Genomic DNA, 22,826 nt, shown 5'->3' on the forward strand with positions numbered 1-22,826 from the left:
CTCTCACCGTGGCTCGTTCGACGTCCTGTTCACCCTGTCGCCTGCCCCGGTCCTGACGCGGTACGCGCGCCCTCAGACCTCGGTCTCGCTGCGGTCGCCGCCCCACAGCGTGTGGAAGCTGCCCGGGCGGTCGGTGCGGCGGTAGGTGTGGGCACCGAAGAAGTCCCGCTGCGCCTGGGTGAGGGCGGCGGGCAGCCGTTCGGCGCGCAGCGCGTCGTAGTACGCCAGCGCCGCGGAGAAGCCGGGCACCGGGACGCCCTGCTGCACGGCGGCGCCGACCACCGCCCGCCAGTCGTCCTGGGCGGCGCCGATCTCGTCGGCGAAGCGCTGGTCGGACAGCAGGCTCGGCAGGTCGGGGCGGCCGTCGTAGGCGGCGGTGATCCGGTCGAGGAAGGCCGCCCTGATGATGCAGCCACCGCGCCAGATGGAGGCGATGGCACCGAGGTCGACGTTCCAGCCGTACTCGTCACTGCCGGCCTGGATCTGGTGGAAGCCCTGGGTGTAGGAGACGATCTTCGACGCGTAGAGCGCCTGTTCCACCTGGTCGGCGAAGGCGGCCGCGGCCTTCTCGTCCAGCGGCGTGCCCTGCGGCCCGGCCAGGTCCCGGGAGGCGGCCCGCAGGTCGGCGTGGCCGGAGACCGCACGGGCGAAGACCGCCTCGGCGATACCGGAGACCGGGACGCCGAGGTCGAGCGCGGTCTGTACGGTCCAGCGACCGGTGCCCTTCTGCTCCGCCTGGTCCTCGACGACATCCACGAACGGCTTACCGGTGGCGGCGTCGGTGTGGGCAAGCACCTCGGCGGTGATCTCGATGAGATACGAGTCGAGCCGCCCGTTGTTCCAGGTGCGGAAGGTCTCCGCGATCTGCTGCGGGGTGTAGCCGGCCACCGTCCGCAGCAGGTGGTACGCCTCGGCGATCAGCTGCATGTCGGCGTACTCGATGCCGTTGTGCACCATCTTCACGAAGTGCCCGGCGCCGTCCGGCCCGATGTGGGTGGTACAGGGCTTGCCGTCCTTGGCCTTGGCGGCGATCTTCTCCAGCATCGGGCCGAGGGACTGGTACGACTCGGGGGAACCGCCGGGCATGATGGACGGGCCGTTGAGCGCGCCCTCCTCGCCGCCGGAGACGCCGGTGCCGACGAAGTGGATGCCCTGCTCGCGCAGTTCGCGCTCGCGGCGGCGGGTGTCCTCGAAGTGGGCGTTGCCGCCGTCGATGATGACGTCGCCCTCTTCCAGCAGCGGCGCGAACTCGGCGATCACCGCGTCGGTGGGCTTGCCGGCCTTCACCATGATCAGCAGCCGGCGGGGCCGCTCCAGCGCCGCGACGAACTCCTCTGCACTGCCGGTCGGAATGAAGGCGCCCTCCTCGCCGTGCTGCTCCATCAGGGCGTCGGTCTTGGCCTTGGTCCGGTTGTGCAGTGCCACGGTGTAGCCGTGGCGGGCGAAGTTCCGGGCCAGGTTGCTGCCCATAACGGCCAGCCCGGTCACTCCGATGTCGGCCTTCTCGCTCATGCGGTGCTCCTGGGTGCTCACGCTTCGGCTCCGGTGGTCAGTCTGCCGCCGCCCGGCCCGCGCGGCCTGTTGAAGCGGCCGATCGGGGCGGGGCGGCGGCAGGACAGAACACCGACTGACAACGCGCCGTCAGCGCCGGCTGTTCCGCGAATTGCCGAAGACCAGGCGGTAGGCGATCAGCAGCACCAGCGCGCCGCCGATCGCCGCCAGCCAGTTGGCGCCGTCGAAGAAGTCGTGCCGCACCGGCCGGTCGAGGAACTTCGCCGACAGCCAGCCGCCGACGAAGGCGCCGGCCACGCCGAAGAAGAGGGTGCCGAGCAGGCCCCCGGGGTCACGGCCGGGCAGCAGTATCTTCGCGATGCCTCCGGCCAGCAGGCCGAGGATGATCCAGCTCACGATTCCCATGGCGGCCTTATGCCCAGGCCGGCCCCGGCTACGCCGCCGAGCCGGCCCGGGACCTGATCCGCCCGCGGATCCGGCCGCGGATCTGGCGGTGGATCTGGCGGTGGGTCAGACCCGGCGCCAGCGGGCGGAGGCGAAGGAGAAGCAGCCGAAGAGCACCAGGCCGACCGCCACCAGGACCAGCAGCCAGGGACCGGCCGCGGTGTGCGTGAAGGAGCGCAGTGTGTCGTCGATGCCCTTCGCCCGGCCCGGGTCGAAGCGGACCGCCGCCACCACGACGAAGACGCCGGCTCCGGCGAAGACCGTGCCGCGGGCGATCCCGCCGCCGGTGCCGGTGACGGTGACCGCCTGCCGGGTCCGGCGGCCCATCCCGGCGGTGGACAGCTTCTTCATATAGGTGCGGCGGGCGGCGCGGACCGCGATGGTCGCGCCCGCCGCCACCAGGCCGATGCCCACCGCGCCGACCAGCCAGCGGCCGGCGGGCAGGTCGAGCGCGGACCGGGTCCAGTCCCTGGACTTCTGGTCGCTGCTGCCGGAACCGCCGCCGCCGGCCGCGAAGGTGGCGGTTCCCCAGCAGACGAAGCCGTAGAAGACGGCCCGGCCGGCGTTCATCAGCCGTTTGCCGGTGCCGCTGCCGCTGCCCGCGGACCCGCCGCTGCCGGACTCACCGGGCTCGTCGGTGCCGATGACGGCCTGCGCGGTGCGCCACAGTGTCATGCAGGCGAAGCCCGCCACCAGGACCCACAGCAGCGCGGTCCCGAAGGGCTTGGCCGCGATGGACTGCAACGCGCCCTGCCGGTCGGCCTCCTGACCGCCGTCGCCGAACGCGATACGGATGGCCAGAACACCGACAAGGACGTAGATGACTCCACGGGCGACGAATCCCGCGCGTCCCGCGGAGGTGAGCACCTCGCGCGGTGAGCGGCGGGCGGCCGCTCCGGCTGCCCGTCGGCCCTTCGACTGTACGTGCGACGACATGGCGCCCGGCCTCCCCTTCTCGACGGGCGCCTGACGGTGCCCGGGAGGGGGCGTGTGCCCGGGCATCGCCACTTCACACAGATCGTCAGGCCGCGGGTCGGTGTCCGGCGCGTGCGGCCTGGCGTCCCGGGGACGGGCGTGGGGTCCCCGGTGGACACGTCAGGTGTTGAGCGGGCGCGTCAGGCTCCGGCGGACGGGCATCGGAGGTCCGGCCGGACGCGCGTCAGGCGTTCGGCGGGCCGGCCGAGGGCCGGCCGGTCTGCCGCTCGCGGGGGTCCGCCCGTTCCTCGGCCCCGGCGGCCGGGTCCGCGGTCAGGAACTCCAGGGTCCCGGTCACCTCCAGCAGCCGGTCGAGCGCCGGCGGCCGGTCGTCCAGGTGCAGCCGTACGCCGGCCGCTGACGTCCGCCGATGGACCGTCAGCAGCACCGACAGGCCCACCGAGTCACAGACCCCGAGCCGCCCGCAGTCCAGGTGCAGGTCGCGGAGCCCGGGCTGCGCGGCCAGTCCGTCCTCGACCGCGGTCACCAGTTCCCCGGCGGTGTCGAAGTCGAGGTCGCCGTCGATCACGGTGCGGGCGGTGGCCGCGTCCACCACGACGGTGGTGAGGATCAGCGGCGTCTCGGGAAGTGTGCTCATACGGGCCGTCCGGTACGGGGTGCGTGGGCGGCCCGGTGCGGGCCGCCGGCTGCTGATGCGGTCGGTGTGCTGGTCGTTGGCGCTGCCGCCGGTATGCCCGGCGTGCCGGTCGTGCTGGATGCGCTTGCCGTACTTTCTGTGCTTTCCGTGCTTTCCGTGCTTTCCGTGCTTTGCATGCTTTCCGTGCTCATCCGGTGAACCTCCCGGGTCCGTGCCCTCCCACCGCGCTGAGGTGGGTACCGCGCGGGGCGGTGATCGCCACCGCGGCCATGTCGTCGTGCGGTCCGCCGCTCACCCACTGGGCGGCCAGCGTCATCAGCCGTTCCACCACCGCCTCCGGCGGTTCGCCCGCGCACTGCGCGAGCGCCCCGGCCAGCCGTGTCTCCCCGTAGAACTCCCCGCCGCCCGGCCCGCCCTTGGCCTCGGTGATGCCATCGGTGAAGAGCACACAGGTGTCCCCCGGCGCCAGGGTGACCCGCTCGGTCCTGGCCGCCACCGTCGGCATCGCCCCGACCAGATTCCCGCGGGTGGGCACCGGCTCCACCTGGCCGTCCGCCCTGACCACCAGCGGCGCCGGGTGCCCGGCGCTGGTGACCCGCACCCGTACGTCGGGGCCGTGGCGGACGGTGGAGGCCAGCAGCAGCGTGGCGAAGCGGGTGTGCCGGGAGTTCAGCAGGGCGCCGTTGAGCAGGCTGAGCACCCGCTGGTGGTCGCCGGCCAACGGCAGCAGGGCATGCAGGGTGTTACGGATCTTGCCGGTGAGCACCGCGGCGTCCAGGCCCTTGCCGCAGACGTCGCCGAGCACCACCAGTGATTCCGCGCCGGGGCCCGGGCCGGGGTGCAGATCGTAGAAGTCGCCGCCGATCCGGTCGCCGGGCCGGGCCGCCCGGTAGTCCGCCGCGAACTCCACCCCTCCCACATGTCCCAGCCGCGGCGGCATCAGCTCCCGCATCAGGGTCTCGGTGATCGAGGTCTGCTCGGTGTGCAGCCGCGCGGCGCACAGGGCGGCGCCTGCCCGGTCGGCGAAGAGCTTGGCGAGGTTCTCGTCGGCGGCGCCGAGCCCGCGGTCCCCGGCGCCGCCCGCGGGGCGGAGCAGGATCAGCGCGCCGGCCGGCACGCCCTGGCCGGGCAGCGAGGTGACTGCCGCCGCGCCCACCGGGCCGAAACCGTCCGGCACCACCCACGCGGGGAGGTCGGCCGGTTCGATCCGGCGGCAGGGCTCCGGCAGCAGTCCGCCCAGTGCCTCGGCGAGTCCCGGCACCGTGGTCGAGCCGCCCGTGACCTGCCGGCGGACCGGCTCTGCGCCGCGTACGCAGGAGCTGACGGTCAGGCGGCGGCCGCTGCCGGTGGCGACCACCAGGGCCACGCCGGCCAGATGGGTCGCGGCGAGCCGGGCGGCCTCGTCCATGCAGCGGGCCAGGTCCAGCGACGCCAGCAGCAGGTTCGACGCCTCCGCGAGGAAGGCGGTGCGCTCCCGCTCCCGGGTCAACGCGTCGGCGGCCAGGCGGCGTTCGGTGTCGTCCACCAGCCACCAGGCCACCGCGCCGGTCTCGTCGGGCGCCGACGGGTGCGCTTCGAAACTGCGGTCACCGACCGGTCCGTGCACCGGCCCGGAGCGGTCCGGGCCCGGCGTGGCTCCGGTCAGCCGCCGGTGTCCTTCGGCGAGCCAGGACGGCGCGGCCTGCGCCAGTTCGGCGCCGGTCCGGGCCCGCGGCAGCAGCCGCACCGCCGCGTCGTTGGCGCGGCGCACCACGCCGCCGGAGTCCACCAGCAGCACCGGAAAGGGAATGCGCTGCCATCCGGTGCCCGGCGCGGTGTCACCGGCCGTCTCGATGCCTTGCCTCGCGGGATTCGCCACCTTCACGGGGCTCGCGGGCGAGCCCCTTCACCTCTTCAGCCCTCGGCTCTGCGGATTTCTTGCGAGCGTGCCGGTGCCGGTTCAGTCGCGGCGGTCGGTGTGGCGGTAGCCGAAGGGACCCGGCAGGTCCGCGGAGGTGGTGCGGCGGCCCGTGGTGGACCAGGTGCGGTGCGCGCCCTTGCGGCCGAGCGTCAGCGACAGGGACTTGCGGTTCACATTGAGCCGGACGCCCGGCAGGATGTGGAACGACTTCCGGAATGTCATCGGCATGGTGATCTCCTCAGTTGGCCTGCCGGACCTTCTGCCCCCGCACCGGGCCTTCATACGGCTGCGGCCGGTGCGGGGACCGGAAGTGACCCACCGTCAGAGATCGCGGGGATCCGTCGCGGCTCAGCGGAAGCCGGCCACCCGGTGCGGCTGGTACGGCTCCTCCAGGCGCTCGACCTCGGCGTCGTCCAGTTCCACGTCGAGCGAGGCCACCGCGTCGGTCAGGTGGTGTGCCTTGGTGACACCGACGATCGGCGCGGTCACCACCGGGTTGCGGTTCAGCCAGGCCAGTGCGACCTGGGCGGCCGGGATACCACGGTTCCCGGCGATCTCGGCGACCCGCTCCACGATGACCCGGTCATCCTCGTGGTAGAGGGTGGCGCCGAACTCGTCGGTCTCGGTCCGCGCGGTGGTGGCGTCCCAGGGCCGGGTGAGCCGGCCGCGGGCCAGCGGGCTCCACGGGATGACGCCGATGCCCTGGTCGGCGCAGAGCGGCAGCATCTCGCGCTCCTCCTCGCGGTAGAGGAGGTTGTAGTGGTTCTGCATGGACGCGAAGCGGGTCCAGCCGTGCAGATCAGCGGTGTAGAGCGCCTGGGCGAACTGCCAGGAGTGCATCGAGGAGGCTCCGATGTAGCGGGCCTTGCCGGCCTTCACCACGTCGTGCAGCGCCTCCAGGGTCTCCTCCAGCGGGGTCTGCGGGTCCCAGCGGTGGATCTGGTAGAGGTCCACGTAGTCGACCCCGAGCCGGCGCAGGCTGTGGTCGATCTCGGTCAGGATCGCCTTGCGGGAGAGCCCGCCGCCGTTGGCACCGGGGCGCATCCGGCCGTGCACCTTGGTGGCGATCACCACGTCGTCACGGGACGCGAAGTCGCGCAGCGCCCGGCCGGTGATCTCCTCGCTGCTGCCGTCGGAGTAGACGTTCGCGGTGTCGAAGAAGTTCACGCCGGCCTCCAGGGCCTGGCGGATGATCGTACGGCTGCTCTCCTCGTCCAGTGACCAGCGGTGGTTGCCGCGGGCCGACTCACCGAAGCTCATGCACCCCAGGCTCAGGGCCGAAACCTCAAGGCCGGTGGAGCCCAGTCGGGTGTACCGCATGTGGATGCCTCCTCGAAGTGGATCAGGCATTCACCGTATGCGCCGTTCTCTCCGGATGGGAACACGGGTCGGCGCCGAGCGGCCGTGACCCGCGGGTCAGTCGGGGCAGTCCGGCAGCGCGAAGGAGAAGGCGGCTGTGACCGTCTTCCCGTCCGGTTTGGTGTGCGCCTCCCAGTCGTCGGCGAGCGCCTCGATCAGCGCCATTCCGCGCCCCGAGGTCCGCTCGGGGTCAGGGGACCGGGGCGCGGGCAGCTGCGCGGAGGAGTCACCGACGCTCACCCGCAGGCACTTCCCGTCCCAGACCAGGACGACATGGGCGTCGCTGTGCGCGTGCACATGGGCGTTGGTGATCAGTTCCGAGACGGCCAGCAGCACGTCGTCCGCGGTGTCCGGTGCCCGCTGGGTCCAGCCGAGCATGTCCAGGTGGGTACGGGCCCAGTCACGGCCCGCCTTCACTCCTTCGGAAACGGGGAACGATCGCGCCCAGCCGACGGCCTTCACTGGCATCTCGCTTCCTCTTCGCACCGCGGTGGTGAGCGTCCGGACAGTCTCCGTGCGGGCCGCCGCGGGCTCTCGCCGGAGGGCGGAGGACGGCAGGCGCCCGGCCACCGTGCTGGGGGGCGTGTCGGTGGCCGGGCGCGGCCCGGAAGCGCCGGGGGGGGGTGGCGCCGCCGGGCGTGGTCCAGCCGTTTGCCGGACAACCACCGGCTGGACCGTGTCCCCTGCGAGTCCCCTGCGGGGGATGACTTCCGCCTGCCCGGGGTCCGGGGTCCCATGCACCTTCGGCGGGGAGATTTTTCCCGGCCCGCCGGCCTGGGGTGCCGGCCCCCGCAAGGGGTCTTCCGGCGGCCAGGAGAGCCGGTCCGGCCGGGCCGGCCGGCCGGTCGGCCCGTCAGCTCAGCTCCTCAGCTCAGCCCGTCAGTTCAGCCGCACCCGGACGCGGATGTCCTTGCCGCCCGAGCGGTGCGTGGTGACGGTGACGTCCTCGGCCACCGAGCACACCAGCGGCCAGCCGTAGCCGCCGGGCCGGCCGGGGGCGGCGGCCGGGGAGCGTACCGGCGGCGCGCTGCTGGCGTCGCCGACCATGACGTACACGAAGCCGTCCTCGACGACGGCGGTGAAGGCGGTGACCCCGCCGGCGTGCCGGATCGCGTTGGTGACCAGTTCCGAGGTCACCAACAGCACGTCGGTGACGGTCTGTTCGGCGGGAGCCGGCCGGCCGGCGGGCGGCGCCGGCTGCCGTTCCAGCAGAGCGCGTACGAGGTCGCGGGCCGCGGCCGCGCTGGTCGGCAGCGCGTACCCGGCGTCACAGGGCGGCTCCATCGTCGTCACGGCCGCTCACCGGGCCGGGCGGCCGCGCCCGTCGCGGGCAGCGGACTCCGTCCCCGGCTCCTGCGGTACTCGGTCATCCGGTCACCCATCCGGTCACGCCTCCAACGCCTGGTCGAACGTGGCGGCAATGGTGAACAGCCCGGCGGTACCGGTGATGTCGAAGAGCCGTTGCACGATGTCGCTGAACGGGCCGGCCAGTACGAGTTTCCCGCCGGCCTCCCGGTGCCGGTGCTGCGCGGTCAGCAGCGTGTGCAGGATCGAGGAATCGGCGAACGGCACCGCGGACAGATCGATCACCGTGCGCACCGGGGCACTGAGCACGGCCTGTGCCAGGGTCCGCTCCAGCAGCGGGGCGGAATCGGCGTCGATCTCGTCCGTGACCCGGACCACCACCGTGTCACCCTCGGCCAGCACCGTTATCAGCTCGCCGGTCTCCGACACGCGTTCCCCCCTCCGTTCGGACACATTCTTCGTTCGGACACCTGTACCCGTCCTGGTCGGTGGACCGTACGACGAGATTACCGGGGGCGGCCGGAGAGCTCCGCGAGAGCGGTCGCCGCTTCGTCCACCGAGCCGTACACCGAGACGATCTGATCGATGCCGACGATCTGGAAGATCCGGGCCAGCTCCCGGGACACCCCGCTCAGCGCGAAGCCGGTGTGCGCCTCCTGGGTACGGCGGTAACCCGTGATCAGCGCGGTGAGACCGGTGGAGTCGCAGTACGTGACGCCGGACAGGTCGATCACCAGGCCGCTGCCGAGGGTCACGTCCTCCACCGCGTGCTGCAGCCGGCTCGCGGTGTGCAGGTCCAGATCCCCCGCGACCTCGAGAACGCAACTGCCGGTGGGCCTGGCCGAGACGGTGAGGGTCAGATCTGGCACCGGTGCTCCTCATGGTCGGTGAGCGGTGGTTCCCCGCCGTGGTCCGGTGGACGGGCCACTGCGTGCTCAGCATGCTCGTACCCTGAAGTCACCGGTTGGTGCCTGCTTCATCCTACGGACCACTGCGGTGCACCCTACGCTCCGGACGGCCGGTGTCATCGCAGCCGCACCACCAGCAGCGCGACGTCGTCGTTGCCGTCCGGCGGGAAGCGCTCCAGCAGGTAGTCGCAGACCTCCTCGGCCCCGGTGGGTGCCTGCGCCAGGGCCTGCTCCAGTTCGGTGAGGCTGTCGCCGATGTCGGTGCCGCGCCGTTCCAGCAGCCCGTCGGTGACCATCACGATCTGCGAGCCGGCCGGCACGCCGACCCGGACGGCCGGCGGGTGCGGCAGCCCGAGCCCCAGCATCGGGCCGTGCTCGCGGACGAACCAGGTGTGCCCGTCGGGTGCGCGCAGCACCGGCGGCAGGTGGCCGGCGTTGGCGATCCGCAGGGTGTCACCGCCGTTCTCGATGAGCATGATGCACAGCGTGGCGCACACATGGGGGTTCAGCGTGCGGATCAGGTGCTCCAGATGGGCGGCGATGACGTCCGGGGGGTGCCCCTCCAGGGCGTACGCCCGCAGCGCGTGCCGCAGTTCGCCCATCACCACGGCCGCGTCCAGCGAGTGCCCCGCCACGTCGCCGACCGCGACGATCAGCCCGTCGCGTACCGCCAGCGCCTCGTAGAAGTCGCCGCCGATCTCGGTCGTCTCGCTGGCCGGCAGGTAGCGCACGGCGAGTTCGGCGTGGCCGGTCTCCGGCAGCGAGGCCGGCAGGAAGGTCCGCTGCAAGGTCAGCGCCAGGATGTGCTCCTCGCTGTACGAGCGCAGCGCCTCAAGCGACAGCGCGCTGGCGTGGGCGAGCTGGGTGAGCAGTTCGTGGTCGTCGGCGGTCAGGCCCTCGTCGGGCACCGCTATGCACAGCGGCGGCCGGCCGGCCTTGACCCGGGCCATGGCGACCGCGAGCACCGGCGCGCCGCCGGCCGCCGGGACGGTGTGCACCCGTACCCCGGTGGTGACGCCCAGCGGGTGCCGCTGGACGAGCGCCTGCACCTGGGCGGCGGCCGGTTCCGTGACCTCCACCGGGCCGTCCGCGGCGCCGGCCGCGTGGACGAGGCGGCCCTGCGGCGCGGTGAGCAGGACGGTGGCCGCGGACCCGAAGATCCCGACCGCGCCGAGCGCGGTGCCGCGGGCCAGCGCGGCGGCGTTGCCCGCGCTGTACAGCGCCAAGGTGGCCTGGTTCAGGCGCCTGAGCCGGTCGGCGAGGGTCTCGGCGCGCCGTCTGGCCCGGGCGTAGCGCAGCGTGGCGGTGACGGTGGCCAGCAGTTCGTCGGGGGCGATCGGCTCGGTCAGGTAGGCGTCCGCACCGCGGTTGAGGCCGTGGGCGCGGTCGGTGACGGTGATCGCGGAGGCCGAGATGTGGATCACCGGTACGGCGGCGGTGTGCGGGTCGGACTTGATCCGCTCGCACACCTCGAACCCGGTCATGTCCGGCAGCCGTACGTCCACCACGGCCGCCTCGGGCAGCGGGCCGCCGCCGTGCAGCAGGGCCAGCGCGCCCGCGCCGTCCGCCGCCTCCACCACCGCGTGGCCGGCCCGCTGCAGGCAGGCGCTGAGGATGTAGCGGTTGGTGGGATTGTCGTCCACCACGAGGACCAGTGCCGGATCGGTGTCGGCTGCCGCTTCGCTGTTCATGGCTGGGTACCGCCCTCCTGGCCACGGCCGGTGGCCGGCTGCCGGTGCAGTACCCCGGCCAGCCGGCCGGGGGTGAGGTGGGTCTTGCCGAGCACGGCCCGGGCGTGGGTCAGCCGTGACCGGTCGATGCCCTCGTGGTCGCCCGCGGTGAGCACCACCACCGGGATGCCGGCCAGCGCCCGGTCGCGGGCGAGGTGTTCGAGGAGCTGGTAGCCGTCCGGCGGCGGCATCGACAGGTCCAGCAGGACGGCGTCGGGCCGCTGGGCGCGTACCGCCGCCATCGCCTGCGAGCTGTCGACCACTTCGGTGACGCCGCGGGCCACCGCGGCCAGCACGGGCCGTACCGAGACCAGGAACGCCGGGTCGTCGTCGATCACCACCAGGGAGCCGAGCGGCGGCACCCCGTCGCCCTCGTCGCTGTCGCCGGCCGCGGGCCCGGGCAGCGGGATCCGGGTCTCCGCCGGGAGTTCGACCACCACCCGGGTGCCCTCGCCGGGGGCGCTGGACAGCGACAGCCGGCCGCCGAGGAGTTCGGTGAGCTTGCGGGCGTACGGCAGACCGAGGCCGGTGCCGCCGACCGCGCGCTGGTGCGGGCCGCGCACCTGGTAGAACTCCTCGAAGACCCGTTCCTGCTGGTCGGCGGGGATGCCCACGCCGGTGTCGGTGATGGTGAAGACGTACCAGGGCCGGCCGCGGCGGTCCTCGGTGCCGACGTCGAGGCGCACCTCGCCGGTCTCGGTGTACTTCAGGCTGTTGGACAGGACGTTGCGCAGGATCCGGGTGAGCATCACCTCGTCGGTGACCAGCGGCTGCGGCCGGCTGTCGTCGGGGACGACCAGGCGCACGCCGGGGCGGGCGGTCCCGCCCAGGGTGCCGCGCAACTGGTGCAGCAGGGAGCGCAGGTCGGTGTCGACGAGTTCGGGTTCGAGCCGGCCGGATTCGGCCTTGGCGACGTCCAGGAGCTCCTCGACCAGGGCCAGCAGCGTACTGCCGGAGGCCGCGATCAGGGCGATCTGCTGCCGCTGCTCGGCGCTGAGCGGATCCGCGCCCGCCGCCAGCAGCAGCCGGGTCAGGCCGATCACGGCGTTCGCCGGGGAGCGCAGCTCATGGCTGACGTTGGCCCAGAACCGGGTCTTCGCCTCACTGACCAGGGCCAGCTGGCGGCTCTTCTCGTCCAGTTCCGCGTAGAGCGCCACCACGCCGCTGTTGGTCTCCTCCAGTTCCTTGGACAGTTCGGAGTACAGCGCCATGACGCCCTGGTTGGTCTCCTCCAGCTCGGTGTTGAGCCGCTGGAGTTCCTCCTGGTGGGCGCGGGCCTGCTCAAGCGCCGCCAGCAGGTGGTGATTCTGGTTGCGCAGCTCCTCGCTCATGCTGATACCGCTCAGTCCGACCAGTTCCTCTCGGGCGCGGGCGGCCAGCTCCGCCGGGGATAGGGATGTGCGGGCCAGTGGCTGCCCCAGCACCAGGACCGAGCGCGTCCCCGGGGTCCAGTCGCACTGGTCGAGCAGCCGGTCCGCCGCCCGCAGGATGTCCCCGGACGGTTCGAGGTCCCCGCTCCAGTCCAGCCGGACGGTGACCCGCGGCGGGTCCGCGGCCTCCACCCCGAGGCGGGCGGTGAGGCCGGGGGCGCCGAGCAGGTCGCGGCCCACCTCGCTGAGCACGGTGGTGAGCCGTACCGTCTCGGCTTCCGGCAGACCGAGCAGCCGGAAGGCGGCGCTGGCGTCGCGGCGCAGCGCGAACACCTCGCGCTCACCGAGCAGCGGGATGGTCAGCACCGCCGGCGGACCGGCGGACCGTGCCGCGTCAGCCGCGTCACCCACTCCACCCGCTCCACCCACTCCACCCGCTCCACCCGCGCCGGCCGGGGTCGCTCCGGCGCTCATCGGTCCGCCTTCACCACGACGATCCCTGCGTCGTCGCCACGGGTACCGGCCTGCCAGAGCAGCTGTCCGGCGATCAGTACCGGGTCGAGGGCGAGCAGCCCGGGGAAGTCGGTGGGCGTCCACCGGTTGCTCAGGCCGTCGGAGTGCAGCACCAGCGCGGCGCCGGGCGGGAGTTCCGCCTCGAAGGTCTGCAGCCGGGAGATGCTGTGACCGACGATCCCGGGGGTGGAGAGCAGGGTGCGGCGGATGTCGGGGCCGAGCACGAAGCCGCTGATGTTCCCGGCTCCGGACAACTCCACCCGGTGGCCCGGCCCGTCCACCCGGGCCACCGCGACGGCCGCGCCGCGGGAACCCTTGAGGCGGACGTGCAGGTCCTGCACGATCTGCGCCGGTGCGGTGGCCCGGCTCTCCCGGAAGGCCAGCCGGGCGGTCTCGGCGACGCGCGCGGCGAGCGGGCCGTGGCCCAGCCCGTCACACATCATCACCAGGGTGCCGGTGCTCCCCTCCCGGGTCGCCCAGGTGTCGCCGCACAGCTCCTCGCCGGTGATCGGCCGGGTGAGCCCGCCCACCGCGCCGCCGGCGGCGGGCGCCGCGGCGCCGCGCGGGTAGAAGCGGGCCAGCAGCGCGGTGCCGCGGCCGGGCAGCGAGTGGATGCCGAAGGTGTCCGCGAGCCGGTTGATGGCGCCGAGGCCCAGACCGAGCGTGCCGGCGCTTGAGATGCCGTCGGTCAGCGCGGCCCGGATGTCGGTGATGCCGGGTCCGCTGTCCAGGGCGAGGAACTCCACCCCGGCGGGCCGGCCGCGGCTCTCGATCCGCAGCGCGAGAGCGCCGTCGGAGCTGTGCCGTTGCAGGTTGGTGGCCGCTTCGGTGACGGCCAGCGCCAGGTCGTTGGCGCGGTCGGTGCCCAGCGCGATCCGGGCGGCCAGCCGTCCGGCCTCGCGGCGGGCGGCCGACGGCATCGCCTCACCGACCCGCAGCCACACCACGTCGCCCGCCTCGGTGGCGGGGGCGGGGGTCATCTGGCCCACTTGACGACGGTGACCGTGGTCCCCTTGCCGGCCTCGGAGACGAGGTCGAACTCGTCGACCAGCCGGCGGGCGCCGCTGAGGCCCAGGCCCATGCCCTTGCCCGAGGACCAGCCGTCGGTGAGGGCCAGGTCCAGATCGGGTATGCCGGGGCCCTGGTCACTGAACCGCACTCTGACCCCTCCTTTGAGTCCGCGCGCCAGCAGGCTGCCGCGCATGCTTCCGCCGCCGCCGTAGGAGAGCGTGTTACGGGCCAGTTCGCTGGCGGCGGTGACGAGTTTCGTCTGGTCGACCAGGGAGAGCCGGGCCTGCTGGGCCAGTATCCGTACCACCTGGCGGGCCTTGACCACGTCGGCGCTCGCCACGATGGACAGTTCCTGCACCGACGACTCGCCGGCCTCGTCGGCCTCGCCGGCGTGCCCGGTCTCCGTCCTCACAGCAGGCCCGACGGGTCGGCCTTGGCCCGTCCGAGCTTGGCCAGCCCCTGCTCCAGGTTGAGCGCCGTACGCACCCCGCCCAGCGACAGGCCGAGTTCCACCAGCGTCATCGCGACGGCGGGCCGCATGCCGACGACGACGGTCTCGGCGCCGAGCACCCGCGAGATGGCCGCGATCGTGGCCAGCATCCGGCCGACGAAGGAGTCCACGATCTCCAGCGCGGAGATGTCGATCACCACGCCGTGCGCCCCGGTGGCGACGATCCGCTCGGAGAGGTCGTCCTGGAGGTCGAGCACCATCTGGTCCTCCAGGTCGATCTGGATGGAGACCAGGAGGACGTCGCCGATCTTCAGTACCGGCACCCGCTCGGTCATACCAGTCCTCCGGACCGCTCGTCGGCGGCCCTGCGCTGGTCGATCCGGGTCAGGGCGTGCCGCAGCGCGTCGGCGAGGGTGGCCTTGGTGGCGATGTCGCCGAACTCGATGCCGAGCGCCACGATGGTCTGCGCGATCTGCGGGCGGATACCGGAGATGGTGCACTCGGCGCCCATCATCCGTGCCGCGACCACGGTCTTCAGCAGGTGCTGGGCGACCTGGGTGTCCACCGCGGGCACGCCGGTGATGTCGATGATGGCGTGCGTGGCGTTGAGGTCGATCAGCGACTGGAGCAGCTTCTCCATCACCACCTGGGTGCGCGCCGAGTCCAGGGTGCCGACCAGCGGTACGCCGACCACGCCGTCCCAGAGCTTCACCACCGGGGTGGAGAGTTCCAGCAGCTGCTCGGCCTGGGCGGCGATGATCTCCTCCCGGGTCTTGGCGTGCGTCTCGACCGTGTAGAGGCCGAGGTCGTCCAGGGCGTGGAAGAAACGCAGGCCCGCGGCGGTGTCCGCCGGGTCGCCGGTCAGGGCCGGCTCCAGCACGTCCTTGAGGGCGAAGACGCCGAAGGCGGTCTCGGTGGGGCTGAACCCCTGGCGGGCGCGGTTGCGGGACAGCTCCGCCAGCAGCCCGCGGGTCTCCGCGAAGTGGTCGCCGCGGGTGGCGAGTCCGCCCTTGGCCAGGGCCGCGGTGATGGAGTCGTAGAGCGCGGTGAGTTCACGCTCCGCTTCGGCCGCCGTGAGGCGCCCGGCCAGCGTCGTCGTGACGACGCCGGTCCAGCTGGCGAGGAACTCCTCCCGCCGCTCGGTGAGGAGGCGCTCAAGCCCCTGTGCCGGTGTTTCCTCCGCCATGTGCGGGCCCCTCCGTGGTGATCGCGGCTCGTTGAGCCCTGAGGTTACGGCACATGTCGCCCCGGTAAGTGCGCAGGTGTTCGAAAGAGTGCCGGCTCCGGATGCGGCCGGAAGCACCCGGATCCGCCCTCCGGTTAGAGGTCGAAGGGGCCGATCGGACCCAGTGCCAGCGTCACGGTGATCCGTTTGCCGACCGGCTCGCGCCGTACGTCGAAGCCGTCGGCGAGCGCGAAGACGATCTCCAGTCCGTGCTGGCCGATCCGTCCCGGCTCAGCCGCCCTGGCGATGGGGAGCGCGGTGTTGGTGTCCCACAGCGTGATCTCCAGCACAGGGCCGCGGATCTCCAGGTCGAGCGCGCAGGGCCCGGGGGCGTACTTGAAGGCGTTGGTGACCAGTTCGCTCACCACCAGCTGCGCGTCGGCGTCCGCCTGCTCGGGGACCCGGGCGCCGTGCAGCGTTCTGGCCCGCTCCAGGAAGGCCGCGGTGAAGGCACGCGCCTCCGCGATGGCGCCGGTCTGACCGTCGTACGCCGATCCGGCCCAGATGCCCTGGCCCGCCGGCCCACGCCGGCTGCTGCGGCCGGTTGCCGTCCCTGTTTCCATCTCCGCTTCCCCTGTCCGGTCGCCGTTCACGACCGATCGACCGCATACCCCGGCTTCCGAGGCGTACACCCCCCGGGGTAAACGATCCCCGACCTGCTCCGGGCGGACCGAACACTCGTGCATACTTCCGCCATGCCCACGCATGATGATTCCCCGCAGCGCGGCCCGTCCGCCGGTCCGGTACGCGTCGTGGCGGCGCACGGCGATCTCGACATCGAGAGCCTCGGGCCGCTGCGGCACGCCCTGGAGACCGCGGCCGAGGCGCCCGCGGTCGTGCTCGACGCCTCCGGCGTCACCTTCGCGGACTCGAGTTTTCTGTCGGTGCTGCTGACCATCCGGCAGCTGACCGACCTGCGGATCGCGGGCGCCCCGCCGCAGCTGCTGCGGCTGCTGGGCATCACCGGGGCGGACCGGATCATCGCGCTGTACCCGACGGTGGACGAGGCGCAGCGGGCGGAGCGCGCCGACACCGGCCCGTGATCCGGCCGCCCGGGCACCTGGATACCGGGGGGCGGGGGCGCGGGAGTGCCGGAGTTGCGTCCGCCGGCACCGGGCAGCCGACCCGCATGATCACGCTGGGCGTGGAAGAGGAATACTTCCTGCTGGACCCTGACACCGGTCTGCCCGCACCCGGACGAGGTGGCCGGGCATCTGCTGCGGCCCGCTATGGGCTCACCGGCACCCTGATCGACACGGAGGGTGTCTCCCGCCCTGCTCATGACGTGGTGTCGGATCTGGTGGACCACCTCACGCCGGCCTTCGACGCGGCAGGCGACACCCGGCAGGTCCTCGCGCTGACGCACCGGCTGCCGGCCGAAGGGGGCCCGGCGCAGCGGCAGTTGAGGGCGTTCGCCCGGGACGGGGTGAAGGGCGTGATCGAGCTGATCACCGCTCAGAATGTCGCGATCGAACACTGATACGTAACAGCTCGGCACCAGGACCGCTGACCGTGCGTGCGCATGCCACCGGCGGGCACACGTTCCGCTGAAAGCCCCGGACCGCGCAGGCCCGGGCGCAGCCACCAGCGACGCAGTCGCAGGCACGACCGCGAAGAACTGTGAACAGGAGAGGACGTCATGGAGATTTCCGGAATCATCAGCGCCATCATCATCGGCATCGTGATCGGCGTACTGGGACGCCTCGTGGTGCCCGGCCGCCAGCACGTCGGCGTGATCTGGACGATCCTGGTCGGCATCGTGGCCGCCTTCATCGGCTCCGCCATCGCCGCCGGTTTCGACGTCCAGAGCACCAAGGGCGTGGACTGGATCGAGTGGCTGATCCAGATCGGCCTGGCCGCCCTCGGTATCGCGGCCCTGGACAACAGGCGCCTGCACCGCCGGTGAGGCGGATGCCGGCGCACTGCGGTCCGGCTGTCCGGCGTCATCCGCCGCTGTGCCCCTTAGGGCCGGTGGTGGAGCGCCGGCGGCCGGTCCGGCGCCGGATGGCGCGCCGTTCCTCCTCCGTCGTACCGCCCCACACTCCGCCGATGTCGCCCGCGGCGAGGGCGTCGCGCAGGCATGTCTCAGTGACCGGGCAGCGCGCGCAGACCTCCTTGGCACGGCGCTCCTGCAGCTTCGCCGGGCCGGACTGGCCGACGGGGAAGAAGAGTTCGGGGTCTTCGGTCCGGCAGGCAGCCTGTTGTTGCCAGCTCACGGGGATTCCGCCTTCCATGGGTGGTTTACGGGGGACGCGCGTCCTCGGCGCTTCACCGTGGCGCCTGCCCGCTCAGCGGCGGGGCCAACGTCAGGATCGAGTGAGGACCGTGAAGGAAGGCGGAGCACCGTGCGCAAGACCGAAGTGATCAAGGCAGGGCAGGCGCCGGCCACATGGAGCCGCGGCCGCTCGGCCTGGGGCCTGTACCGGGAGACCCGCCGCCCGGGCTCCCCCGGACTGTTCCGCCGGCTGTTCGCCGTGCCGCGACTGGTGGCGTCGGTGCTGACCCGCCGTTACCCGGGCCTGTCCCGCAGCAAGTTGCTGGCGTTCGCCGCGGTGGCGGTGCTGTACGTGCTCTCCCCGATCGACGCCATCCCCGACTTCATCCCGGTGCTGGGCTGGACCGACGACGGCGCGGTCGCGCTGTGGTTCCTCACCGGAATAATCCGCGAGTCGGGCCGCTACGTGGAATGGGAGACCGGCTCCCGCGGATAGGCTCGCGGAATGCAGAAATGGACCGGTCATCCGTTTCCCCTGGGCGCCCATTACGACGGCGCGGGAACGAATTTCGCTCTCTTCTCGGAAGTCGCGGAGAAGGTCGAGCTCGCCCTCATCGACGATTCCGGGCGGGAGGAACGCGTCACCCTCGACGAGGTCGACGGATTCATCCGGCACGCGTATCTGCCGGGGGTGGGGCCGGGGCAGCGGTACGGGTTCCGGGTGCACGGCCCCTACGACCCGGCCCGCGGGCACCGGTGCAACCCGGCGAAGCTGCTGCTCGACCCGTACGCCAAGGCCGTCGACGGCCAGGCCGACGGCGACCCGTCGCTGCTCGGCTACCGCCCGGAGGCGCCCGAACTGCCCAGCACCACCGACAACCTGAAGCACGCGATGCTCTCGGTGGTCGTCGACCCGGCCTTCGACTGGGAGGGCGACCGCCAACCCAAGCGCCCCTACCACGAGTCGGTGATGTACGAGGCGCATGTGCGGGGGTTGACGCGGTTGCATCCGGGGTTGCCGGAGGGGTTGCGGGGGACGTATGCGGGGTTGGCGCATCCGGCGGTGGTGGAGCATCTGTCGGGTCTGGGGGTGACGGCGGTGGAGCTGATGCCGGTGCATCAGTTCGTGCAGGACGGGCATCTGCTGGACCGGGGGCTGTCGAACTACTGGGGTTACAACACGATCGGGTTCTTCGCTCCGCACAATGGTTACGCGTCGGCGGGTGGCCGGGGTGGGCAGGTGCAGGAGTTCAAGGCGATGGTGAAGGCGCTGCACGCGGCGGGGATCGAGGTGATCCTGGATGTGGTGTACAACCACACCGCGGAGGGCAATCACATGGGTCCGACGCTGTCGTTCCGGGGGATCGACAACGCGTCGTACTACCGGCTGGTGGATGATGATCCGGCGCATTATTTCGATACGACGGGGACGGGCAACAGTCTGCTGATGCGGCATCCGCATGTGCTGCAGCTGATCATGGACAGTCTGCGGTACTGGGTGACCGAGATGCATGTGGACGGCTTCCGGTTCGATCTGGCGGCGACGCTGGCGCGGCAGTTCCACGAGGTGGACCGGTTGTCGGCGTTCTTCGATCTGGTGCAGCAGGATCCGGTGGTCTCGCGGGTGAAGCTGATCGCGGAGCCCTGGGACGTCGGCGACGGCGGCTACCAGGTCGGCAACTTCCCCCCGCTGTGGAGCGAATGGAACGGCAAGTACCGCGACAGCGTGCGGGACTTCTGGCGGGCCCAGGACGGCACCCTGCCGGAGTTCGCCTCGCGGCTGACCGGCTCCTCCGACCTGTACCAGGGGGACTTCCGCAGACCGCGGGCCGGCGTCAACTTCGTCACCGCCCACGACGGTTTCACGCTGCGCGACCTGGTGTCGTACAACGACAAGCACAACGAGGCCAACGGCGAGGAGAACCAGGACGGCGAGAGCCACAACCGGTCCTGGAACTGCGGGGCGGAGGGCGAGAGCGACGACCCGGAGATCCTGGCGCTGCGGGCCCGGCAGCAGCGCAACCTGCTGACCACCCTGCTCATCTCCCAGGGCGTCCCGATGATCTCCCACGGCGACGAACTCGGCCGCACCCAGCACGGCAACAACAACGCCTACTGCCAGGACAACGAGACCTCCTGGACCGACTGGAACCTCGGCGCCGAACAACGCGAACTGCTCGACTTCACCCGCCGGCTGATCGCCCTGCGACGCGATCACCCGGTGCTGCGCCGCCGCCGGTTCTTCCTCGGCCACGCGGCGGGCGCCGCCCCGGGCACCGCCGAGCTGACCTGGCTGCGCCCGGACGGCCGGGAGATGGCGGACGCGGACTGGCGGCGCGGTGACGCGCACGCGGTGGCCGTACACCTCAACGGCGACGCGATCGCCGAGCCGGACGCGCACGGGAACGCGGTGCGCGACGACTCCTTCCTGGTGCTGCTGAACGCGCACTGGGAGCCGGTGGCCTTCACCCTGCCTGCCGCCGCCTACGGGAAGCGCTGGCGGGCCGTGGTGGACACCGCGGCGGGCAGCGAGCCGTCAGCGGCTTTCAGCACCGGTGAGACGGTGAAAGTGACGGCGCGGGCCACCGTGGTGCTGATCCGGGAGGACGGCGAGCGGTCCTGACCGGCCGGGCGGTCACCTGCGGTCGCGGGGCAGCGGCGCGGAGGTGTCGAGGAAGAAGGCGTCGATGCGCTGCACCGCCAGCAGGAAGTCGTCCAGGTTGACCGGCTTGGTGACGTAGGCGTTGGCGTGCTTCTGGTAGGCGTCGGTGATGTCGTCGGGCGCCGCCGAGGTGGTGAGCACGACCAGCGGAATGGAGCTGAGCTCCTCGTCGTCCCGCAGGACCGCGAGGAGCTCCCGGCCGTTCATCCGCGGCATGTTGAGGTCGAGCACGATCAGGTCGGGGCGCTCCCGCTCGGGGTCGCGCAGGTACTCCAGCGCCTCGATGCCGTCCTCCACGTGGACCAGGGTCCGGGCCACGCCGCCTTCGCTCAGTGCGTCCTCGATGAGCAGGGCGTCGGCGGGGTCGTCCTCGACCAGCAGGACGCTGTAGCTACGGGACTGGTTGAGGCCGTTCATCGGGTGGCTCCTGGTGCCGTGGACACGGAAACCCGGGCCGCGCGGAGGCGCGGCCCGGGGTGGGACAGATACCGAATCCTAGAGATGCCGCCGCCCGGGCGACAACAGGAGTTGTCAGCGCCGTGGATCACACCGGCCGGCCGGCTTCCGCACGGGGCCGGAAGGACGCGGGGTCCGTAGACGCGGGGGCCCGAAGACGCGGGGCCGGAAGGCGCACCGCACGGTCACAGGCGCGGGCCAACAAGGCGCGGGCTAGAAGGCGCCGACCGCGAGGGCGATACCGCAGGCGGTCAGCACGCAGCCGACGACCGCGTTGAACGCGGTGGTCGCGCGGTGCGGCCCGGCGCCCCCGGCGGGGGCTTCGGTCGCGGCCACCCGGCCCCGCGGATACTGCCCGCGGGCCACCCGGCCGCTGAACAGTACGAAGAAGACGCCCCACAGCGCCAGCACCACACCCAAGGTCGTCCGCATCAGGGCCTCCTCCGTCGTAGGGGATGCGTCGGGTGCTCGCCCACGCCCGGGGAAGGCGGAGACGCGGGCGAGCCGCATCAGTGCGCCTTGCCCCGGACGGCGCCGCCAAACCGGCTGTCCGCGCCCGGGCCGCCCGGGCCGCCCGGTCAGGACGCGTCGGTGCGGGGGAAGACGTACTCGTCCAGCACGATGCCGAGCGCGACGGCCGCCGGGATGGCGACCAGGCCGCCGATGATGCCGAGCAGCGAACCGCCGGCCAGCACCGCGACCACCGTCACCACAGGGTGCACGTCCACCGCGAACTTCATCGCCCGCGGCATGATCAGGTAGTCCTCGGCGACCCGGAAGCCGACGTAGAAGACCGCTGTGGCGATCGCCACCGGCAGCGAGGCGGCCAGCGCCACCAGGCTGACCACCACTCCCCCGACGGTCGAGCCGACCACCGGCACCATGTCCATCAGCGCCACGAAGAAGCCGAGCGCGGCCGGGTACGGCACACCGATCGCCTCGCACCACACGAAGGTGGCCACGCCCGCGATCGCCGAGGTGGCGATGTTGCCGAGCATGTACCGGCCGACCCGGCTGAGGATCTCCTCGGTGACCGACTCCACCCGATCCCGGCGGGTGCCGGGCACGAAGCGGTAGCCGAACCGCTTGATCGCCGGCAGCGCGGCCATCACGTACAGCGTGACGGTGATGACGATCACCGTCGAGGTGACCAGGCTGATCACCATCTGCCCCGCGCCCAGCACCCCGCCGGCCACCTGGGAGGCGCCGCCGGAGCCGAGTTGGGCCTGCACCTTCTCGATGACGTGGTAGTGGTCCTCCAGCCGGCCGAGCGTGGAGTGGTGGTCGTGTAGCTGGTCGCGCCAGCGCGGCACCCCGTTCGAGAGCGCGTTGACGGCGGCGGTGACCGGTGGGATGACCAGTGCCACGAAGCCGGCCAGCACTCCGGCGAAGGCCACCAGCACCGCCGCCACCGACCAGCCGCGGCGCAGCCCGAGCCGGCAGAGCAGGGCGACCGCGGGCTCCAGGCTGACGGCGATGAAGAAGGAGAGCAGCAGCAGCGTCAGCAACTCGCTGATCTGCAGGACCGTCTGCACCAGCAGCCAGGCGAGCACCGCGCCGAGTCCGAGCCCGAAACCGATCCGGAACCAGGAGGAGCCCTGGGCCGCCAGTGCCGCGGCCGGCCGGCGCACCCAGCGGCCGGCCGGCCGGGCCGGGCGGACGGTGCTCTCGGTGTCGTCCTTGCGCTCGGCGTCGTCCTTGCTGTCGGCGTCCGCGGCCCCGGGGCTTCCGGTGCTTCTGCCGCTCTTCGCGTTCTCGGGGCTCCCGGGCCTCCCGGTGCTTCCGGCGCTCTCCGTGTTCTCGGGGCTCTCCGTGCTCTGCCGGCCGGTGTCGGACCGCTCCGGGGCTCCGCCGCCCGTGGTGGCCGGATCCGGCGCGATGACGCCCGTCCGGGTGACGGGCCCGTCGGTCCCGGCCGGTTGCCCGGGGGTGTCGCGGGGCCCGGTGGACGGTGCTGCCGTATCGGCCGGTGTGTCGGACATGCTGGTGTCTCCCTCGCGACGGTGGACCCTGCGGGCCGGTTCGCGATGCGGCGTCGGCAGGGGCCCCGCGCCCGCCGGCCCGGCGTCGCATCGCGTCTACCCGCACCAACGGTGATGATTCGGGCCGCGTCACCGGGTACGGCCAGTCGGCCGATACCCTCGGTACGCACCGCACGGGCAGCCGACAGCCACCCGTGTTGGGCGGTGGTT

At 72.4% G+C, this 22,826-nt stretch carries 27 protein-coding genes; 5 read left to right on the forward strand and 22 right to left on the reverse strand.

Annotation, left to right across the window (positions count from 1 at the left end):
- Nucleotides 1-72 precede the first annotated feature (72 nt).
- The 18 genes from gndA to OG552_RS04385 form a co-directional block, all read right to left on the reverse strand.
- Nucleotides 73-1,512 (reverse strand): NADP-dependent phosphogluconate dehydrogenase, encoded by a 1,440-nt coding sequence (gene gndA / locus OG552_RS04300; RefSeq protein ID WP_329129729.1) that lies wholly within the window; start codon nucleotides 1,510-1,512, stop codon nucleotides 73-75.
- A 129-nt stretch (nucleotides 1,513-1,641) separates the two neighbouring features.
- Nucleotides 1,642-1,917, reverse strand: a complete 276-nt coding sequence (locus tag OG552_RS04305; protein ID WP_329129730.1) for a GlsB/YeaQ/YmgE family stress response membrane protein — start codon at nucleotides 1,915-1,917, stop codon at nucleotides 1,642-1,644.
- A gap of 105 nt (nucleotides 1,918-2,022) precedes the next feature.
- A complete protein-coding gene (locus OG552_RS04310; protein WP_329129731.1) occupies nucleotides 2,023-2,892 on the reverse strand; it encodes a DUF1206 domain-containing protein in 870 nt (289 codons plus the stop codon).
- Nucleotides 2,893-3,115: 223 nt separating this feature from the next.
- The gene (locus tag OG552_RS04315) at nucleotides 3,116-3,529 is read right to left on the reverse strand and encodes an STAS domain-containing protein (protein WP_329129733.1); all 414 of its coding nucleotides are present in this window, start codon (nucleotides 3,527-3,529) and stop codon (nucleotides 3,116-3,118) included.
- Nucleotides 3,530-3,716: 187 nt separating this feature from the next.
- Nucleotides 3,717-5,387: a PP2C family protein-serine/threonine phosphatase gene (locus tag OG552_RS04320; RefSeq protein ID WP_443070863.1), complete on the reverse strand. Its 1,671-nt coding sequence runs from the start codon at nucleotides 5,385-5,387 to the stop codon at nucleotides 3,717-3,719.
- Between the two features lie 81 nt (nucleotides 5,388-5,468).
- Nucleotides 5,469-5,657 (reverse strand): DUF4236 domain-containing protein, encoded by a 189-nt coding sequence (locus OG552_RS04325; RefSeq protein WP_311295652.1) that lies wholly within the window; start codon nucleotides 5,655-5,657, stop codon nucleotides 5,469-5,471.
- A gap of 120 nt (nucleotides 5,658-5,777) precedes the next feature.
- The gene (locus OG552_RS04330; protein ID WP_329129737.1) at nucleotides 5,778-6,749 is read right to left on the reverse strand and encodes an aldo/keto reductase; all 972 of its coding nucleotides are present in this window, start codon (nucleotides 6,747-6,749) and stop codon (nucleotides 5,778-5,780) included.
- A 96-nt stretch (nucleotides 6,750-6,845) separates the two neighbouring features.
- Nucleotides 6,846-7,256 (reverse strand): ATP-binding protein, encoded by a 411-nt coding sequence (locus OG552_RS04335; protein WP_329129738.1) that lies wholly within the window; start codon nucleotides 7,254-7,256, stop codon nucleotides 6,846-6,848.
- 411 nt (nucleotides 7,257-7,667) lie between these two features.
- The gene (locus tag OG552_RS04340; RefSeq protein WP_329140531.1) at nucleotides 7,668-8,072 is read right to left on the reverse strand and encodes an ATP-binding protein; all 405 of its coding nucleotides are present in this window, start codon (nucleotides 8,070-8,072) and stop codon (nucleotides 7,668-7,670) included.
- Nucleotides 8,073-8,174: 102 nt separating this feature from the next.
- Nucleotides 8,175-8,522, reverse strand: coding sequence for an STAS domain-containing protein (locus OG552_RS04345; RefSeq protein ID WP_329129739.1), 348 nt, complete (start codon nucleotides 8,520-8,522; stop codon nucleotides 8,175-8,177).
- Between the two features lie 77 nt (nucleotides 8,523-8,599).
- Nucleotides 8,600-8,962, reverse strand: coding sequence for an STAS domain-containing protein (locus OG552_RS04350; protein ID WP_329129741.1), 363 nt, complete (start codon nucleotides 8,960-8,962; stop codon nucleotides 8,600-8,602).
- Nucleotides 8,963-9,117: 155 nt separating this feature from the next.
- Complete coding sequence (locus tag OG552_RS04355; RefSeq protein WP_329129742.1) at nucleotides 9,118-10,692, reverse strand: fused response regulator/phosphatase; 1,575 nt, start codon at nucleotides 10,690-10,692, stop codon at nucleotides 9,118-9,120.
- Nucleotides 10,689-12,512, reverse strand: a complete 1,824-nt coding sequence (locus OG552_RS04360) for an ATP-binding response regulator (protein ID WP_329129744.1) — start codon at nucleotides 12,510-12,512, stop codon at nucleotides 10,689-10,691. The genes OG552_RS04355 and OG552_RS04360 overlap by 4 nt, the downstream gene beginning before the upstream one ends.
- Before the next feature lie 59 nt (nucleotides 12,513-12,571).
- A complete protein-coding gene (locus OG552_RS04365) occupies nucleotides 12,572-13,594 on the reverse strand; it encodes an ATP-binding SpoIIE family protein phosphatase (RefSeq protein WP_329129745.1) in 1,023 nt (340 codons plus the stop codon).
- A complete protein-coding gene (locus tag OG552_RS04370; RefSeq protein ID WP_443071139.1) occupies nucleotides 13,591-13,983 on the reverse strand; it encodes an anti-sigma regulatory factor in 393 nt (130 codons plus the stop codon). The genes OG552_RS04365 and OG552_RS04370 overlap by 4 nt, the downstream gene beginning before the upstream one ends.
- A 50-nt stretch (nucleotides 13,984-14,033) precedes the next feature.
- Nucleotides 14,034-14,411, reverse strand: a complete 378-nt coding sequence (locus tag OG552_RS04375) for an STAS domain-containing protein (RefSeq protein ID WP_329129747.1) — start codon at nucleotides 14,409-14,411, stop codon at nucleotides 14,034-14,036.
- Nucleotides 14,408-15,262 carry an STAS domain-containing protein gene (locus OG552_RS04380; RefSeq protein ID WP_329129748.1) on the reverse strand — a complete coding sequence of 285 codons (855 nt, stop codon included), beginning with the start codon at nucleotides 15,260-15,262 and terminating at the stop codon, nucleotides 14,408-14,410. The genes OG552_RS04375 and OG552_RS04380 overlap by 4 nt, the downstream gene beginning before the upstream one ends.
- Nucleotides 15,263-15,396: 134 nt before the next feature.
- The gene (locus OG552_RS04385; RefSeq protein ID WP_329129750.1) at nucleotides 15,397-15,864 is read right to left on the reverse strand and encodes an ATP-binding protein; all 468 of its coding nucleotides are present in this window, start codon (nucleotides 15,862-15,864) and stop codon (nucleotides 15,397-15,399) included.
- 132 nt (nucleotides 15,865-15,996) lie between these two features.
- On the opposite strand from OG552_RS04385, the gene OG552_RS04390 reads away from it, so the two are divergent.
- From OG552_RS04390 to OG552_RS04400, 3 genes are all read left to right on the forward strand, one after another.
- On the forward strand, nucleotides 15,997-16,344 hold the full coding sequence (locus tag OG552_RS04390; RefSeq protein ID WP_329129752.1) for an STAS domain-containing protein: 348 nt from the start codon (nucleotides 15,997-15,999) through the stop codon (nucleotides 16,342-16,344).
- An 86-nt stretch (nucleotides 16,345-16,430) separates the two neighbouring features.
- The gene (locus tag OG552_RS04395; protein ID WP_329129753.1) at nucleotides 16,431-16,781 is read left to right on the forward strand and encodes a hypothetical protein; all 351 of its coding nucleotides are present in this window, start codon (nucleotides 16,431-16,433) and stop codon (nucleotides 16,779-16,781) included.
- A 159-nt stretch (nucleotides 16,782-16,940) separates the two neighbouring features.
- Nucleotides 16,941-17,207 (forward strand): GlsB/YeaQ/YmgE family stress response membrane protein, encoded by a 267-nt coding sequence (locus tag OG552_RS04400; protein ID WP_329129755.1) that lies wholly within the window; start codon nucleotides 16,941-16,943, stop codon nucleotides 17,205-17,207.
- Between the two features lie 37 nt (nucleotides 17,208-17,244).
- Here OG552_RS04400 and OG552_RS04405 read toward each other — a convergent pair whose 3' ends face one another.
- Nucleotides 17,245-17,517, reverse strand: a complete 273-nt coding sequence (locus OG552_RS04405; RefSeq protein ID WP_329129756.1) for a WhiB family transcriptional regulator — start codon at nucleotides 17,515-17,517, stop codon at nucleotides 17,245-17,247.
- A gap of 129 nt (nucleotides 17,518-17,646) precedes the next feature.
- Here OG552_RS04405 and OG552_RS36390 point away from each other — a divergent pair, with 129 nt between their 5' ends.
- Nucleotides 17,647-18,012, forward strand: a complete 366-nt coding sequence (locus tag OG552_RS36390) for a YkvA family protein (RefSeq protein ID WP_443070864.1) — start codon at nucleotides 17,647-17,649, stop codon at nucleotides 18,010-18,012.
- Between the two features lie 9 nt (nucleotides 18,013-18,021).
- Complete coding sequence (glgX, locus tag OG552_RS04415) at nucleotides 18,022-20,139, forward strand: glycogen debranching protein GlgX (RefSeq protein WP_329129758.1); 2,118 nt, start codon at nucleotides 18,022-18,024, stop codon at nucleotides 20,137-20,139.
- 12 nt (nucleotides 20,140-20,151) lie between these two features.
- Here glgX and OG552_RS04420 read toward each other — a convergent pair whose 3' ends face one another.
- The 3 genes from OG552_RS04420 to OG552_RS04430 form a co-directional block, all read right to left on the reverse strand.
- A complete protein-coding gene (locus OG552_RS04420; protein WP_329129760.1) occupies nucleotides 20,152-20,595 on the reverse strand; it encodes a response regulator in 444 nt (147 codons plus the stop codon).
- Between the two features lie 252 nt (nucleotides 20,596-20,847).
- The gene (locus OG552_RS04425; RefSeq protein ID WP_329129761.1) at nucleotides 20,848-21,066 is read right to left on the reverse strand and encodes a hypothetical protein; all 219 of its coding nucleotides are present in this window, start codon (nucleotides 21,064-21,066) and stop codon (nucleotides 20,848-20,850) included.
- 146 nt (nucleotides 21,067-21,212) lie between these two features.
- Entirely contained in the window at nucleotides 21,213-22,616 is a 1,404-nt protein-coding gene (locus OG552_RS04430) for an AI-2E family transporter (protein ID WP_329129762.1), read from the reverse strand.
- Nucleotides 22,617-22,826: the final 210 nt, after the last annotated feature.

Origin of the sequence: Streptomyces sp. NBC_01476, assembly GCF_036227265.1 — a bacterium.
GTDB lineage: Bacteria > Actinomycetota > Actinomycetes > Streptomycetales > Streptomycetaceae > Actinacidiphila.

Excerpts from the sequence above, each read along its gene's own strand:
- OG552_RS04420 (WP_329129760.1), bottom strand. The coding sequence starts at position 20,595 with ATGAACGGCCTCAACCAGTCCCGTAGCTACAGCGTCCTGCTGGTCGAG.
- OG552_RS04395 (WP_329129753.1), top strand. The coding sequence starts at position 16,431 with ATGATCACGCTGGGCGTGGAAGAGGAATACTTCCTGCTGGACCCTGAC.
- OG552_RS04330 (WP_329129737.1), bottom strand. The coding sequence starts at position 6,749 with ATGCGGTACACCCGACTGGGCTCCACCGGCCTTGAGGTTTCGGCCCTG.
- OG552_RS04400 (WP_329129755.1), top strand. The coding sequence starts at position 16,941 with ATGGAGATTTCCGGAATCATCAGCGCCATCATCATCGGCATCGTGATC.
- OG552_RS04380 (WP_329129748.1), bottom strand. The coding sequence starts at position 15,262 with ATGGCGGAGGAAACACCGGCACAGGGGCTTGAGCGCCTCCTCACCGAG.
- OG552_RS04305 (WP_329129730.1), bottom strand. The coding sequence starts at position 1,917 with ATGGGAATCGTGAGCTGGATCATCCTCGGCCTGCTGGCCGGAGGCATC.
- OG552_RS04390 (WP_329129752.1), top strand. The coding sequence starts at position 15,997 with ATGCCCACGCATGATGATTCCCCGCAGCGCGGCCCGTCCGCCGGTCCG.
- OG552_RS04375 (WP_329129747.1), bottom strand. The coding sequence starts at position 14,411 with ATGACCGAGCGGGTGCCGGTACTGAAGATCGGCGACGTCCTCCTGGTC.
- OG552_RS04315 (WP_329129733.1), bottom strand. The coding sequence starts at position 3,529 with ATGAGCACACTTCCCGAGACGCCGCTGATCCTCACCACCGTCGTGGTG.
- OG552_RS04355 (WP_329129742.1), bottom strand. The coding sequence starts at position 10,692 with ATGAACAGCGAAGCGGCAGCCGACACCGATCCGGCACTGGTCCTCGTG.
- OG552_RS04340 (WP_329140531.1), bottom strand. The coding sequence starts at position 8,072 with ATGGAGCCGCCCTGTGACGCCGGGTACGCGCTGCCGACCAGCGCGGCC.
- OG552_RS04365 (WP_329129745.1), bottom strand. The coding sequence starts at position 13,594 with ATGACCCCCGCCCCCGCCACCGAGGCGGGCGACGTGGTGTGGCTGCGG.
- OG552_RS04325 (WP_311295652.1), bottom strand. The coding sequence starts at position 5,657 with ATGCCGATGACATTCCGGAAGTCGTTCCACATCCTGCCGGGCGTCCGG.
- OG552_RS04385 (WP_329129750.1), bottom strand. The coding sequence starts at position 15,864 with ATGGAAACAGGGACGGCAACCGGCCGCAGCAGCCGGCGTGGGCCGGCG.
- OG552_RS04425 (WP_329129761.1), bottom strand. The coding sequence starts at position 21,066 with ATGCGGACGACCTTGGGTGTGGTGCTGGCGCTGTGGGGCGTCTTCTTC.
- gndA (WP_329129729.1), bottom strand. The coding sequence starts at position 1,512 with ATGAGCGAGAAGGCCGACATCGGAGTGACCGGGCTGGCCGTTATGGGC.
- glgX (WP_329129758.1), top strand. The coding sequence starts at position 18,022 with ATGCAGAAATGGACCGGTCATCCGTTTCCCCTGGGCGCCCATTACGAC.
- OG552_RS04310 (WP_329129731.1), bottom strand. The coding sequence starts at position 2,892 with ATGTCGTCGCACGTACAGTCGAAGGGCCGACGGGCAGCCGGAGCGGCC.
- OG552_RS04430 (WP_329129762.1), bottom strand. The coding sequence starts at position 22,616 with ATGTCCGACACACCGGCCGATACGGCAGCACCGTCCACCGGGCCCCGC.
- OG552_RS04335 (WP_329129738.1), bottom strand. The coding sequence starts at position 7,256 with ATGCCAGTGAAGGCCGTCGGCTGGGCGCGATCGTTCCCCGTTTCCGAA.